Here is a 14,794-nt window from a genome sequence, read left to right as displayed (position 1 = left end):
CCACCTGAGGGCCATATTTGGTGGCAAGCCGACAGCAAAAGACTATTAATTTAAACTGGTATATTCTTCTTTGATGATGCTGATGAAATCGGTTATCTCCGTAACCAGAGCCCGGGTTTCATCGTTGGCAATATTAAAGGCGGCGTCATTTTTTGCCTTATACTCAAAGGCCTTCATTTTGTCTGACAAACGAATACCGCCAACAAAACCCACAGCCGAGCTGATGGCATGTATCTTTTTTACGAGCCTGTCTTTATCTCCGTCAATAAGCGCCTCTTGTATTTCTGCCATTTCTTCGGGCATCAGGGCTAGAAAATCGCCCATTACTTCAGACAGATATTCTGCTGTATCATAATTCTCTAATAAAAATTCTTTGTCCAGAACGGGGTTAAACTGATGTGCTTCTAGCATATGGATTATTTGGGACGGATAATGCCATTAAATTAATAAAATTGAATGAATGAACGCAAAAACTTATGGTTTTTACAGCAAAAATAAGTGAATGAGCGGTGTTTTCATGATTAGATACAAATGTATTAAATTTAACGTAAAGAACCTGCATGATATTTACGAAGATATGCTGAGGGGGTAAGCTGGGTGCGGTTTTTAAATTGCCGGTTAAAGTTGGAAACGTTATTGAAACCATTGGCAAAGCAAACCTCAAGCACGCTCATGTTACCGCTCTGGAGCATCCGGCAGGCATGGCCGATACGGATGTCGTTCAGAAACTCCGAGAAGGTCCGGCGGGTGCGCAGTTTAAAAAATCTGCAGAAAGCATTGGTTGTCATGTTTGCAATGTTTGCTACTTCATCAAGGCTCACGTCCCGTTCATAATTGCGCATCAGAAACTCAAAGACATCGTTTATACGTTGGTTATCGGTTTCTTTTAATGTGCCTTGGTAGGCAATGCTAGACAAATACTCTTTGGCCGTTGATGCCCAGATAGCATTGAGTATTTCAAGAAAGGTAAGCAGTTTTTCGAATCCTTTTTTATGTGCAATTGACTGTACCAGGTCGGTGAGTGCATTGGCCTGCTGATTTCGGATTCTGAAGCCCCTTGAGGCTTCTGTCAGTAAAGTTTTCAGATGCTGGGTTTCAGGTATATCAAAGAAGGTTTCGCCCAGTATATCTCCCCTGAAATACACAGACACCGAGTGTGCCCGTAATTTTTCTGAATAATACTCGGCATCATTACGAAAAACATGCGGCAGGTTACTACCCAGAAAATAGAGGTCAAAAGGTTGAAAACGGTCTACGTTGTCGCCCACAAACTGAGTGCCTGTGCTTTCAAGCATCAGGGTTATCTGCCATTCGGGATGAAAATGCAGGGTGTCATAAAAATGCGGTATGTCGTCTACCTGTACACGAAACGACTCCGTTTCTGTTTTGGGGATTCGGAATAACAGGGGCTTCATAGAAATTGCTGAATGTCGATTCAGTACAGCCGGATTGGCTTTGTGGCCCGAACATCCGGTTCGTGGCTAAATACGGAATCGTGTTTGTTAAATAATCTGATAACTACCGATACTGATAATAAATACTAATTTATCTGTATTTGTTGTAACTGGCAAATATATGGGGTAAAAAAGTATAAGTAATGGCAAAATGAGGATAGGTTTTTATGCAATTGAAATACTAGCTTTGTATCCTGAAAACAGAATTATTCATTTTATATACTCGTAAGTTATGAAACCAAACTGGACAGGCGTATATCCGGCCGTTACCACTAATTTTTTTCAGGACGAAAGTCTAGACCTGAAAACCTTTGCATTTAATATTGAAGAACAGATAAAGGCCGGTGTGCATGGCATTATTATTTGCGGTTCGTTAGGTGAAAACGGTACCCTGACCAAAGATGAAAAGCTGACCCTGCTTGATACTGCCAAAAATACAATTGCCGGCCGTGTGCCGTTAGTAATTTGTATAGCAGAGTGTATCACCCGCGAGGCCATTGCCTTCGCTAAAGAATGTGAGCGCGCAGGTGCAGAAGGTTTCATGCTGTTGCCGCCGATGCGTTACCCGTCTGATGACCGCGAAACTTTGCATTACCTGCACCGTGTAGCCGATTCAACAGATTTACCGGTAATGGCGTATAACAACCCACTTGCCTACAAGACCTTTATTTCTATACCGATGTTTCATGAGCTGGCGGCTAATCCGCATTTTGAAGCCATGAAGGAGTCGACAGGTGATATCAGATACATGACCGATATCATCAATGAATTTGGTAACCGTTTCAAAATACTTTCAGGTGTTGATGACCTGGCTTTTGAGAGCCTTGTGATGGGCGCTGATGGCTGGGTGGCCGGTCTGGTAGATGCGTTCCCGCGTGAAACCGTAGCTATTTATGAACTGGTAAAACAAGGCCGCATTGAAGAAGCCAGAGCTATTTACCGCTGGCACTTCCCATTGATGCACCTGGATGTATCAACCAAGTTTGTACAGAACATCAAACTAGCCGAAGTAGCCACAGGCCTGGGTACTGAATGGGTGCGCGAACCAAGATTGCCATTGGTAGGTGAAGAGCGCGAACGTGTACTGAAAGTGATTAATGATTCACTGGCTAACAGACCTGTTTTACCACAATTCTGATTGAAGCTATGACCAAAACATTTTTTTGTATAGATGCCCACACCTGTGGCAACCCTGTGCGGTTAGTGGCTGGTGGCGGGCCGGTGTTAGAAGGTGCGAATATGTCAGAAAAACGCCAGCATTTCCTACGCGAATACGATTGGATTCGCAAAGGATTGATGTTTGAGCCTCGCGGGCACGACATGATGTCGGGCAGTATTCTGTATCCACCACATGACCCCGCCAACGATGTTGCTGTGCTTTTTATTGAAACCAGCGGTTGCCTGCCCATGTGTGGGCATGGCACCATTGGTACCATTACCATAGCCATTGAGCATGGGCTTATTCAGCCTAAAAAGCCTGGTTTTATAAGAATGGAAGCCCCGGCGGGTCTGGTTCAGATTGAATACAAGCAGGAAGGAAACAAGGTGAAGTATGTAAAGCTGACCAACGTGGCGTCGTTTCTGGCTGCTGAAGGCATTGAAGTTGAATGCCCCGAGCTAGGTACGCTGAAAGTAGATGTAGCCTACGGTGGCAACTACTACGCCATTGTTGATGTGCAGGAGAATTTTCCGGGTCTTGAGCATTTCAAGGCCGACCAGCTGATTGCCTGGGCCAGAGTGCTGAGAGAGCGCATCAATGCCAGCCATAGCTTTGTGCATCCTGAAAACCCGACTATCAATGGCCTGAGCCACATTGAGTGGACAGGCGCAGTAATAGACCCGACCTCAACCGCACGCAATGCCGTTTTTTATGGCGACAAAGCCATTGATCGCTCGCCGTGTGGTACAGGCACATCAGCCCGGATGGCACAATGGGCCGCCAAAGGTAAACTAAAAGCCGGAGACGAGTTTGTACATGAAAGCATTATTGGTAGCAAGTTTATTGGCCGCATTGAAGGCACCACCAAAGTAGGAGATTTTGACGCCATTTACCCAAGCATTGAAGGCTGGGCCAGAATTTATGGCAACAATACCATTACCATTGACGATCAGGACGACCCTTACGCTTTTGGTTTTCAGGTAATTTAATACCAATACTAAATCCATACAAGATTTTCTATATCCACACAACACACACATAAACAGAGAAAAAATTACGATATTTAAGGATACTCCATCGGGGTATCCGGTTTGTATTCAGTTTTTTTCTCTTTTTGAAATTTAAGTAAGGCGGGTTATTCAATACAATAAGCCAAGCCTGTGCATTCAATTGAAAAATTATCCAAAATGGCATCAAAAATAAACGCACCGCAGGTTGTTATCATCGGTGGTGGTATAATAGGGTTATATTCGGCCTACTATCTGCAACAAAAAGGGCATAAAGTAACCATTATTGAGCGCACCGGCGGCGCCGATGGCTGTTCTTTCGGCAATGCAGGTATGATAGTACCCAGCCATTTTATACCACTGGCTGTGCCGGGTATGATAGAAAAAGGCATCCGCTGGATGTTCAATTCTGAAAGTCCGTTTTATGTAAAACCACGTCTGAACTGGGATTTGATTTCCTGGGGCCTTAAATTTCAGAAGGCAGCAAATCAGAAACAGGTAGACAAGGCCATACCTGCCTTGCGTGATATCAGCCTGTTTGCCAAAAAATTGTATCAGGACTTCGCCAAAGAGGAAAACAACGATTTCAGCTTTGAAGAAAAAGGCTTGATGATGCTCTGCAAAACTGCCCATACCTTTGAAGAAGAAGCCGAAGTGGCCCAAACCGCCAACAAAATTGGTATTGAAGCCCGGGTTTTGGATGTGAAAACCCTGCACGAAATGGAGCCGGAGGTAAAGCCTGACGTTGCCGGTGCAGTTTACTACCCAGGCGATGCGCATTTGTACCCCAACTTACTGGTAAAAAAGCTGAAAGACCTGCTGGCACAAAAGGGCGTTACTTTTATGTATAATACAGAAGTAACAAGCTTTGAAACTGAAAACGGTAAAATTAAGAGCTTAAAGACCGACAATGGCGCAACCCTGGCAACTGATGAACTGATTATTGCAACCGGGTCGTGGTCGCCTTTGTTGGCTAAGCAATTGAATATCAATCTGCCCATGCAGGCGGGTAAGGGGTATAGTACTACCCTTGACCAACCAAAGGGCAAGAAACTGAATATACCATCTATTCTGCTGGAAGCCCGCGTGGCCATTACACCAATGGGCGAAAACCAGATTCGCTTCGGTGGCACAATGGAGATTGGCGGTATCAATCAGGATATTAACATGAACCGTGTCAGAGGTATAATTAAGGCTGTTCCGGAGTTTTTCCCTGATTACCCCATAGCAGTACCACCACAAAGCAAGGTGTGGTCTGGCTTGCGCCCGTGTTCGCCAGACGGCCTGCCCTACATTGGCCGCACCAACAAATATAAAAACCTGATTATTGCCAGTGGCCATGCCATGATGGGCCTCAGCCTGGCGCCGGGTACCGGAAAACTGGTTCAGGAAATTGTAGATAATGAAAAAACAAGCATAGATATATCGTTATATAAGCCGGAAAGATATGACTAACCAGGCACATTTGTTTGAACTGGAGGCAGGCGTTACATACCTGAACGGCGCCGCCTATGCACCCATGCTGAAAAGCGCGGTTGCCAAAGGCATGGATGGTATGATGATGAAGGCCGCAAGACCTTTCACTATTAATCCGCAAATCCATTTCGAGCCTGCCGAAAGAGTACAGAAACAATTTGCCCGGTTACTGAATATCGATAACCCTCAAAGAGTGGCAATCATTACGGCGGTGTCTTATGGCATGGCTGTGGTAGCGCGTAATCTGCATCGTTTGCCCGGTATATCAACCAAAAAACACATTCTGCTTATACAAGACGAGTTCCCTAACAATGTTTACGCGTTTGAAAGAGTTAGCCAGGAGTTATCGTTGCAGTATAAAACTGTAGCCAGACCAGTCGAAGTCGCTAACCGAGGGCAGCTATGGAACGAAAACATACTGAACAGCATCAATCATGAAACCGCCATGATTGTTATACCACACATACACTGGATTTACGGCGTCAGGTTTGACCTGGCCGCAGTTGCTGAACGTTGTAAGGAGGTTGGCGCTTTGTTAATAGTAGATGCCACGCAGTCGGTAGGGGCAATGGCATTTGATGTAAAGACCATACAACCCGATGCCGTTATTTGTGCCGGATACAAATGGTTGCTTGGCCCATATAGTATAGGACTGGCTTATTTTGGTGAGTTTTTTGATGATGGCCTGCCGGTGGAGGAGTCGTGGCTAAACCGTGCCGATAGCGATAAATTTGCCCAACTGATTAATTACCAGAAGGCCTACAGGCCGTTTGCGCAAAGATATAACGCTGGCGAATACTCGCAGTTTATTCAATTACCGATGCTGGAAGAATCCCTCAATCAGATTCTGGCGTGGGGAGTAGACAATATTCAGCAATATTGTAAAAGCATTACCCAAAAACCCCTCGAGGCATTGATTGGTATGGGCTGTAGTATGGAAGCCGAGGCTTACCGGGGGCATCATTTATTAGGGTTAAGCCTGCCAGCGGGTGTAGATAATGCCAGTTTCACTGAAAAATTACTTCAAAACAAAATCATCATTTCTAACAGAGGAGTAGCCGTCCGGGTTTCGCCGAATGTCTATAATACTGAAGATGATATGTGGGCGCTGGTGGAGTGCTTAAACCCCTAGCCCCTAAAGGGGAACTAGTTACAACAAAAAAGAACTTCTGAAAGAAGTTCTTTTTTGTTGTTTTATGCCTAATCAGGTTTTAAAGTTCCCCTTTAGGGGCTAGGGGCAAGTTCGCCTTCCCACTTAGCCACTATGGCGGTTGCTACGGCGTTGCCTGCTACCGAGGTGGCAGAGCGGCCCATATCCAGTAGCCAGTCAACGGCAAAAAGCAGAATAAGGCCTTCGGCCGGGAGATTAAATAATGACATGGTTCCGGCAATTACTACAAGCGATGCCCTTGGCACACCTGCAATACCTTTGCTGGTTATCAATAGGGTAAGCAACATGGTTACCTGCTGGCCGATTGATAAATCTACACCATAAGCCTGAGCTATAAATCCGGTTGCAAAGGTCATGTACATCATTGAGCCGTCCAGATTGAACGAATACCCCAACGGCAATACAAAACTTACGATGCGTTCAGATACGCCAAATTTTTTCAATTGCTCAATCTGCAAAGGCATTGATGCCTCTGAACTGGCCGTGCTGAAAGAAAGAAACAGGGCGTCTTTTACGTAGGTAAGTAATTTCCAGTATTGCACTTTGGCGAACAGACAAATGATGGGTAGCACTACCAGTATAAAAAATGCCAGTGTGGCAAAGAAACAGATAATCAGGTAAAGGTATCCGCCGAGTATGCCCAATCCTTTTTGGGCAATAACAGCGGCTACGGCTCCAAAAACAGCATAAGGGGCAAACCCCATCACATAGCCAACAATTTTAAACATCACCTCCGACACGGCATCAAGACCTTTGATGATAATCTTGCCGTGGTCGCCGATAGCAGCGGTGGCAATTCCAAAAAAGATAGAAAATACCACAATCTGGAGAATCTCGTTGGTGGCCAGGGCTTCAAAAAAACTTTGCGGAAAAAGATGCGTTACAAAGTTTTCAAGCGTCATTTTTTTGGTTTCAATGCCGGTGTCAGTTCCGGTCTGCGGCAAAGAAATATCCATCAGCTTACCCGGTTGCAGTACATTAACGGCTACCAAACCGGTAACAAGAGATAATATAGTGGCAAAGTAAAAGTAGCCCAGTGTTTTAGCGCCAATTCTGCCAACGGTTTTAAAATCGCCTAGCTTGGCAATACCCACCGTAAGAATAGAGAAAATCAAAGGCCCGATAATCATCTTTATCATGCGCAGAAACACCTTGCTCAGAATATTCAGATACTTGCTCCACTCGTCCAGTGCTGCGGGGTCAGAGGTTAGGTACACATTCATCAGGTACCCTACAAGAATACCGAATGCCATGCCGATGAAGATTTTCCAGGTAATATTTAGTTTCATAATGAAGTTGTATCCCTTTCCCTGAAGGGAAGCATTGTTTAGGTTGTGGTCCGGATAAGATACTCAATAGGGATTTGAGGGGTATCCGGGTCAATTTTATACAATAATGGCTAAAAAATATAAGTACTCAAAATTCGCAGGGGTCTAATATTAATTTAGTTAATGTTTTTCTGCCAAATTTTCAATTTTCTTCTTTAAAATCAGCGTTTGGGTAGCTAATTTTCAAAAAATGGCTACCTGTTTGGTTAATTTGCCTGTTAAGCCGGTTTACAACGCCAGCACGCATTTAGGTGCCTATATATACCTGCATTTTTTTTGAATAATTACCAGATTAAACGGCAGCGCCTGTCATCAGGCTTAAAATACCAGTCAGTACGTATGAAGATTACGGGTTTTTACTCTAAAATTTTCCGTTTGAAACACAGACATTTGTATCGTTCAATCACACACACACCTTAAAAATATGTTTACAGTGTTGAAGCAGGGTACCAGCCTGATGCCAGTTCTTTCGTTATTCTTATGGCAGATTTTGCTCATCCTGTTTTTATTAATATTGGGCTTGTATATGTGCTACCATTCTGCAAGCAGAAACCGGTAGTTGAAGATAAATAGGTTAATTAAGTAGATTTTTTTATCATAGTGGTTAGGGTTCACGCAAAAGCCGTCTCGTTTGAGTCGGCTTTTTTGTTTCATTTCTTATTGACGTTTCTGGCACAGATTATTACCATCAACAGAATAAAAATTCATGGCACGGCGTTAATAGTCAGTAGCTTGAGGGTATAATTACCAAACCTTACCCGGCCGAAGCTCTTGCGCTTGTTAATGATTGTTAATGATTACCACCCCAACCAACTATTTAATTACTTTTTGCATCTAATAGCTATTAAACGAAAACGAATAATACAATGCAAACAACAGCCATAAATATTATACCTGCTTTTGATTGGAAAAGAGGTATAGCTGCATCGCTGATTCTGGCGGCAGGATTAACACTGAGTGTTACAGAAACCAATGGTCAGGAAGGCAGACGACGCGGAGAAGCAGACGGAGGAAGCAGGGGCGAAAGGGGCGTGTCTGAAAGCCGTGGAAATGACCGTGGCTCTATGAGCAGAGGCGAAAGCAGGGGCTATGGCGGAAGAAGTGAAGGCGGCACAGCCGAACGAAGAAACAACGACCGCCCCACCTCTATTGGCGAAGCCAGGGGCGGCAGAATGAATGATGGCGAACGCCGCGGGCCCGAAGCAGCCAGGGTTGAACCCCGTGGCGAAAGACCACAACCCGAGTACCGGCCTGAAAGCAGAAGAACAGAAGGACCAAGACCTGATATAGACCGGGGTGGACGCGGTAATGACGACAGAGACCGAAACAGAGGCAATGACCACCAATGGAGCCGTGGTAATGATGAACGGAACCGCGTTTATGCCGACAGAAACAATAGAAATTATGATGGCAGAGGCAGATGGGACGACCGCGACCGCCGCGATTATGACCGATACGACCGCCGTGGCTATGACTACCGCCGTTTTGATGGCCGCGTGGGCAGCCCAAGCTGGCGATACTATAACCTGCCACGCCGTAACTCGGTGGTAAGGGTATTGCCTACTTCTTGCCTGCCGGTTTATTATGGGGGTATCAATTACCGCTACAACAACGGCATTTATTATCGTCCGTACCGGGATACCTACGTTGTGGCATTTCCACCGGTTGGTTTAAGAATCAGAATATTGCCGGTTGATGTGCAGATATATACTTTCTTTGGTGTGCGTTATCATTACTATAATGGCTCTTATTATCGGCCGGTTGGTTATGAGTACGAGGTAGTGCCGCCTCCGGTTGGGGCATTGGTAGAAAGCATACCTGATGGCTACGAACAGCTGGTAATTGATGGCGAAACCTATTACATTGTTGATGGGGTGCAATACAGAGCCGTTATACACGATGGCGAAATATGGTATGAAGTGATAAAGATTAACTATTGATTTTTTTAGGTTTTACGCTCAGAAAATGTCTTTCTTCCATCAGGAAGAGAGGCATTTTTTTTGGTATCAATGCTTTATCCAGGCATCCAGAACTTTCAGCCAGCCCTTTTTTATTTTCTGGTAATCTTCTTCGCAACGGGTGGTCATTACGGCCGGCAGCATCTTTTTTCTGATAACCGCTCCATTCTGCTCAGGATTTGACCCATACAGCATACAAAGAATATGGTAAAACCGCTGGTGGTCTAAAGAGTGTTCGTCCCACAGCTCCATGTTTTTAAGCGGTACATTCTGCGTTGACTCCCCCATCAGGTAGAAGGCAATGGCGCCGTCCAGCACCGCTCTCGACCCCTTTCTGCTGCCGTCAGCCAGCAGAAAAATTGAAAAGTTATCTACCGTATCTTCTTCTTTACCTGTTACGGGTAAGTCCATCAGATCTATCAGGGCATGACCCATTTCATGATAAAAAATAAAAATGATGGCGTTCACCACCATCTCACGTAACTCGGTCTGGTTGCTGGTTTTGGCCTTAAACAATTCGTAGAGGTAAGATACCATCTCGTAGCAGATGGTTACTTTTCTGGAGTCTTGGTCATAAAAGGCATTGCTGGTGCGGCATTCGTCAAAAGTAATGTAGATGTCTTCCGGTAATGCCAGATACCCGTTAATATCGGCCGCAATGGCATCCAGTATTTTGGTGTGTTTAATACCCTCCTGAAAATCTCTGAAAACCGCATCATTGATGTTGTTGTTCCAGATTACTTTTACATCGCCACGGTCAGGCATTTTTGCCTGCTGGGCAACGGCATTCAGTGGGCAGCAATATAGCAATGCAATCAACCAGAATCTCATAAACCGTTAATCTGTTTTGCGGTATATTTCTAAAACGTAAAAAAATAGATTATCGGCATTGCCGTCAAGCATATTTTAGTGAATATTTGTTAAAATGCACCAAAGAAAAGAAATAAGCACTTGTTGCATAAAATGCTGTTATAGACGAAATTTGAGGGAATGACCAATTGGGATACTAATAAAGAATCCGAAAAAATTCTATCTTTGTTTTGAACACATTCAATAATAGTTATATTTCTTTATTACCACGGAGTGTCACGAGGTGCCGCACTGAGTTTCACGGAGCAATTGTAAGATATCAACTAAAATTAACAACCTTATTACGTCATTCCTGTTGAGGCGGACGGCTAGTCTACGATTAAAAATCTTATGAATGACTATGAAAATATATAATGGCTATCGGATTTTTAATTGTACGAGTTGGAATGATGGGCCGCTTTGCGGACGGCAAGTCTTGCGTTACTTTTTGCAGCCCAAAAAGTAACAACAGAGGTACCTCAAATCTTTGATTATAGAAGTTTAAATCAGGCCTGGTTTAAAGCAACTATCAGACCGGGTTATTGTACAGTTTGAAAAAACTGACATCCTTCCAAACATCAATACAGAAGATAATTTTAAAATTGATTTTAAAACTTTAGAACTACCCAAATCAACCTCTATATCTATGAAAAACTTTTTCTTCAGCCTCATTCTATTAGCGCTTTTCCAGACCGTACAAGCGCAAGACCGGGTTTTTGGTAAGGTTGATGCCACGCGGTCTGAGGTAATAGCTCAGAACGGCATGGCTTGTACCTCGCACCCTTTAAGTACACAGGCGGCCATTGAAATTCTGCGGGCAGGGGGCAACGCCATTGATGCCGCCATAGCCGCCAATGCGATGGAAGGTGTGGTAGAACCCCACATGAACGGCATAGGCGGCGACCTGTTTGCTATTGTTTGGGATGCCAAAACCCAAAAACTGTACGGGCTAAATGCCTCTGGCCGTTCGCCTTATGCTCTTACATTAGCAGAACTGAAAAAACGTGGCTTAACGCATTTGCCTTCAACAGGGCCGCTGCCTGTTAATGTACCCGGTGCTGTTGACGGCTGGTTTGAGCTGCACAAGAAATTTGGTAAACTGCCGATGGAGAAAATACTCTCGCATGCCATTGATTATGGTCGCAATGGTTTTCCAGTACATGGTGAACTGGCCAGCTCGTTGGCCGCAGTGCCAAGGCTTTATGGTAAATTTCCGAATGTAAAAGAGCATTATTATCCAAACGGCACGGTGCCTCAAAAGGGCGATATCTTTAAAAATCCTAATCTGGCCAATACACTTGAGAAAATTGCCAGGGGTGGCCGTGATGCTTTTTATAAAGGTGAGATTCCGAAAATAATAGAGGAATTTATGAAAAAGCAGGGGGGATTTCTAACAGCCAGAGACTTTGCCGACCATACTTCAACCTGGGTTGACCCGGTATCTACCAATTACAGAGGGTATGATGTATGGGAGCTGCCCCCAAACGGGCAAGGCATAACTGTGCTGCAAATGCTGAATATTCTGGAGGGATACGAGTTCTCTAAAATACCATTTGGCAGTACAGAGCACGTGCATTTGTTTACTGAAGCCAAGAAGCTGGCTTTTGAAGACCGCGCCAAATATTATGCCGACCCTGAGTTTGCCAGAATACCCGTAAAACAACTCATTTCTAAAGAATATGCGGCTGAAAGACGCAAACTGATTGATATAAACAAGGCAGCTAAAACCTTTGATGCCGGTAATCCGGCTTTGAAAGACGGTGACACGATTTTTTTGACGGTAGCCGATAAGGAAGGTAATATGGTTGCCCTGATACAAAGCAATTACAGGGGTTTTGGCTCAGGCATGATGGCCGATGGCCTGGGCTTTATGTTTCAGGACAGAGGGGAGATGTTCAGCCTTACCGAGGGTGAGAACAATACCTATGCGCCCCACAAGAGGCCGTTTCATACCATTATTCCTGCGTTTATAACCAAAGATGGCAAACCTTACATGAGTTTTGGTGTTATGGGTGGGTCTTTTCAGCCGCAGGGCCATGTGCAGATAGTGATGAATCTGGTAGACTTTGGTATGAATCTGCAGGAAGCAGGTGATGCCCCACGGCTCAATCATGAAGGATCATCAGAACCTACCGGCGAAAAAATGCTGGATGGCGGTATGATAACGATGGAATCTGGCATACCCTACGCAACCATCAGAGGGCTGATGGAAAAAGGCCATAAGGTAGGCTATATACTGGGTATGTATGGCGGGTATCAGGCCATCAGATATGACCCTGTCCGTAAAACATTTACAGGGGCATCAGACCCCCGCAAAGATGGGCATGCGGCAGGATTTTAACGAGATAAGATTAAGAATTTTGATGGGTCCCTCTGAAAAGAGGGACTTTTTCATTTACTCTTAGCTCAATAATGCGATAAGGGCTATTGCTGCTCCTAATAGTATCCAGATAACAAAGAATTTTAATTGCTCTTTTTTCTTCTCTTTTTGTGTCAGTGATTGAAAAGGCTTTAGGTCTTTTTTGAAAGCTCTGATCAGGAAGTATAATCCGCCGGATAAAACGCCAAGCGATACCAAAAACGCAAGAATGGCTAGTAAGCTAAAGCCTCCGCAGGCCAGTTGACAGGTGAGAATTAATCCGGCGAAAGTGAGCAAAAGACTTAAAAAAAACAATAATGCGTAAGTGATTCTGGAATTACTTTTTGGGTCTTCAGAAACTGTTTTTTTACTTAACAGGCGCGATACGAACCCTTTTCTGGTTTTCTTTTCAGTTACTTTAATAGGTGCGCCATTTTTTTTATTGTTTTCGGTAGCTGTGGTGGTAACCCTCTCTGCCGCGTTGGCGACATATATACTGTGCACCTGGTACCCCAGACCTTTCAGATGATTGCCCAGTAAAATAGAAAGAAACAAACTACTGGCCATAATAGCACCTGTACTCATAAGCCTGAATTTACGATGGGCTTCTTTATTGAGTGTACCGGTCTGATGCTGATAGCTGGTCTGAACAAATGTTGTTAGAAACACCAGGCCAAGCACAGAAAGCTCTATAGCCCACGATGAGAAAACCGGAAGAAAATGATGGCCGATATCAAACCCGATGCTGCATTTCAGTACTTCAAAAATAATAATGAGTAGTATAGCCGTTTTCTGGTTCTGGCTGGCCCAAATAGAGATGGCTTTCATATCAGTTAGAAAAAGTTGAAAGACCAATATAACTAAAAGGGTCATAGCCTTAGAAGCAATGACCCTTTTTTATTATTCTGCGGGTGTTTTTTTTATTAATTCGGTCAGCAGGTCAATCCAGGCTTCCGAGTCGTTAAGGCTCTCAACCAATTGCCAGTGTTCACCGCCATTTTCCTCAAAAAGTTCTTTGTATTCTTCCCCCACTTCAATGGTGGTTTCCAGGCAGTCAGACACAAAAGCGGGCGAAAACGCCAGCACTTTTTTAATATTTTTACCGGCCAGCTCTTTTATTACGCTTTCGGTGTAGGGCTGTATCCAGGGGTCTTTACCTAATCTGGACTGAAAACAGGTAGAATAGGTGCCTTCTTTAAGGCCCAGTTCTTTTGCCAGCAGCCGGGTGGTTTCAAAGCAGGCAGCGCGGTAACAATGCTGGTTCAGTTCATGAATGGTGTCGCAGCATGCGCCAAGCTGGCAAACATTGCCCGTACAATCGCCTTTCCTGATTTGTCGTTCGGGCAATCCGTGGTAGCTGAACAACACAAAGTCGAAATCTTCTTTTTCAAGATATTTCCGTCCGTTTTCAGCAAATGCCTTAATGAATTTAGGGTGATTATAAAAGTAATTAATAAACTCAATCTCAGGTATTATCTGCCACTGGCCTATTATTCTCATGACTTCTTCATAAACCGACCCGGTGGTTGCCGAAGCGTATTGCGGAAAAAACGGTATGACAATAATTTTGCTCAGACCCATGCTCTGAAACGCTTTCAGGCTCTTTTCAATAGAGGGATTCTGGTAGCGCATGGCCAGTTTTACCACGTAGGTGTCACCCAGTGCCTGCTGCAATTGAATCTCGTTTTTTTCGCCATAGATTTTAAGAGGAGAACCCTGGTCGGTCCACAATTCACGATACACCTTGGCCGACTTTGGAGAACGGAACGGCGCTATTATCAGGTTAACCAGCATCCATCTGGGTATAAAAGGAATATCAATCACGCGACCATCCATTAAAAACTCACGGAGGTATTTTCTGACATCGGGTACTGCGGGCGAATCGGGTGTGCCTAGATTAACAATTAATACACCGGTTTTTTCAAGCATATACAGATAACAATTATAGAAAAGAGCCAGCTCTTTTCAGCAGAGTATTATATTTAAGTGTAAGGTTACTATTAATAATGCTAACTGTATTAAGCATTAAAATG

The 14,794-nt window shown here is 44.2% G+C and carries 12 protein-coding genes; 6 read left to right on the top strand and 6 right to left on the bottom strand.

Annotated features, from left to right (window positions below; translation table 11 throughout):
• Positions 1–45: 45 nt before the first annotated feature.
• Both NZ848_RS18405 and NZ848_RS18400 read right to left on the bottom strand, forming a co-directional pair.
• Positions 46–411 carry a hypothetical protein gene (locus NZ848_RS18405; RefSeq protein ID WP_259016759.1) on the bottom strand — a complete coding sequence of 122 codons (366 nt, stop codon included), beginning with the start codon at positions 409–411 and terminating at the stop codon, positions 46–48.
• A gap of 131 nt (positions 412–542) precedes the next feature.
• Positions 543–1,415, bottom strand: coding sequence for an AraC family transcriptional regulator (locus NZ848_RS18400; RefSeq protein WP_259016758.1), 873 nt, complete (start codon positions 1,413–1,415; stop codon positions 543–545).
• Between the two features lie 271 nt (positions 1,416–1,686).
• On the opposite strand from NZ848_RS18400, the gene NZ848_RS18395 reads away from it, so the two are divergent.
• From NZ848_RS18395 to NZ848_RS18380, 4 genes are all read left to right on the top strand, one after another.
• Complete coding sequence (locus NZ848_RS18395) at positions 1,687–2,592, top strand: dihydrodipicolinate synthase family protein (protein ID WP_253526840.1); 906 nt, start codon at positions 1,687–1,689, stop codon at positions 2,590–2,592.
• Positions 2,593–2,600: 8 nt separating this feature from the next.
• The gene (locus tag NZ848_RS18390; protein WP_259016757.1) at positions 2,601–3,602 is read left to right on the top strand and encodes a 4-hydroxyproline epimerase; all 1,002 of its coding nucleotides are present in this window, start codon (positions 2,601–2,603) and stop codon (positions 3,600–3,602) included.
• Between the two features lie 198 nt (positions 3,603–3,800).
• Entirely contained in the window at positions 3,801–5,075 is a 1,275-nt protein-coding gene (locus NZ848_RS18385) for an NAD(P)/FAD-dependent oxidoreductase (protein ID WP_259016756.1), read from the top strand.
• Positions 5,068–6,228 carry an aminotransferase class V-fold PLP-dependent enzyme gene (locus tag NZ848_RS18380; protein WP_259016755.1) on the top strand — a complete coding sequence of 387 codons (1,161 nt, stop codon included), beginning with the start codon at positions 5,068–5,070 and terminating at the stop codon, positions 6,226–6,228. Before NZ848_RS18385 ends, NZ848_RS18380 begins: the two co-directional genes overlap by 8 nt.
• Before the next feature lie 92 nt (positions 6,229–6,320).
• Here NZ848_RS18380 and NZ848_RS18375 read toward each other — a convergent pair whose 3' ends face one another.
• A complete protein-coding gene (locus NZ848_RS18375) occupies positions 6,321–7,556 on the bottom strand; it encodes a dicarboxylate/amino acid:cation symporter (protein WP_259016754.1) in 1,236 nt (411 codons plus the stop codon).
• Between the two features lie 905 nt (positions 7,557–8,461).
• Between NZ848_RS18375 and NZ848_RS18370 the strand changes: the two genes are divergently transcribed.
• Positions 8,462–9,535 (top strand): DUF6515 family protein, encoded by a 1,074-nt coding sequence (locus tag NZ848_RS18370; RefSeq protein ID WP_259016753.1) that lies wholly within the window; start codon positions 8,462–8,464, stop codon positions 9,533–9,535.
• A gap of 66 nt (positions 9,536–9,601) precedes the next feature.
• On the opposite strand, the gene NZ848_RS18365 is transcribed toward NZ848_RS18370, so the two are convergent.
• Entirely contained in the window at positions 9,602–10,384 is a 783-nt protein-coding gene (locus tag NZ848_RS18365; RefSeq protein WP_259016752.1) for a DUF4344 domain-containing metallopeptidase, read from the bottom strand.
• A 664-nt stretch (positions 10,385–11,048) separates the two neighbouring features.
• On the opposite strand from NZ848_RS18365, the gene ggt reads away from it, so the two are divergent.
• Positions 11,049–12,743 (top strand): gamma-glutamyltransferase, encoded by a 1,695-nt coding sequence (gene ggt / locus NZ848_RS18360; RefSeq protein WP_259016751.1) that lies wholly within the window; start codon positions 11,049–11,051, stop codon positions 12,741–12,743.
• A gap of 60 nt (positions 12,744–12,803) precedes the next feature.
• On the opposite strand, the gene NZ848_RS18355 is transcribed toward ggt, so the two are convergent.
• Together NZ848_RS18355 and hemH are read right to left on the bottom strand one after the other, a co-directional pair.
• A complete protein-coding gene (locus NZ848_RS18355; RefSeq protein WP_259016750.1) occupies positions 12,804–13,589 on the bottom strand; it encodes a hypothetical protein in 786 nt (261 codons plus the stop codon).
• Positions 13,590–13,661: 72 nt separating this feature from the next.
• The gene (gene hemH / locus NZ848_RS18350; protein ID WP_259016749.1) at positions 13,662–14,690 is read right to left on the bottom strand and encodes a ferrochelatase; all 1,029 of its coding nucleotides are present in this window, start codon (positions 14,688–14,690) and stop codon (positions 13,662–13,664) included.
• Positions 14,691–14,794: the final 104 nt, after the last annotated feature.

This window comes from Emticicia fluvialis, assembly GCF_024793945.1.
Taxonomy (GTDB): Bacteria; Bacteroidota; Bacteroidia; order Cytophagales; family Spirosomataceae; genus Emticicia; species Emticicia fluvialis.
Note: the sequence above shows the minus strand (reverse complement) of the source record. Positions and strands in the feature narration are given on the sequence as shown.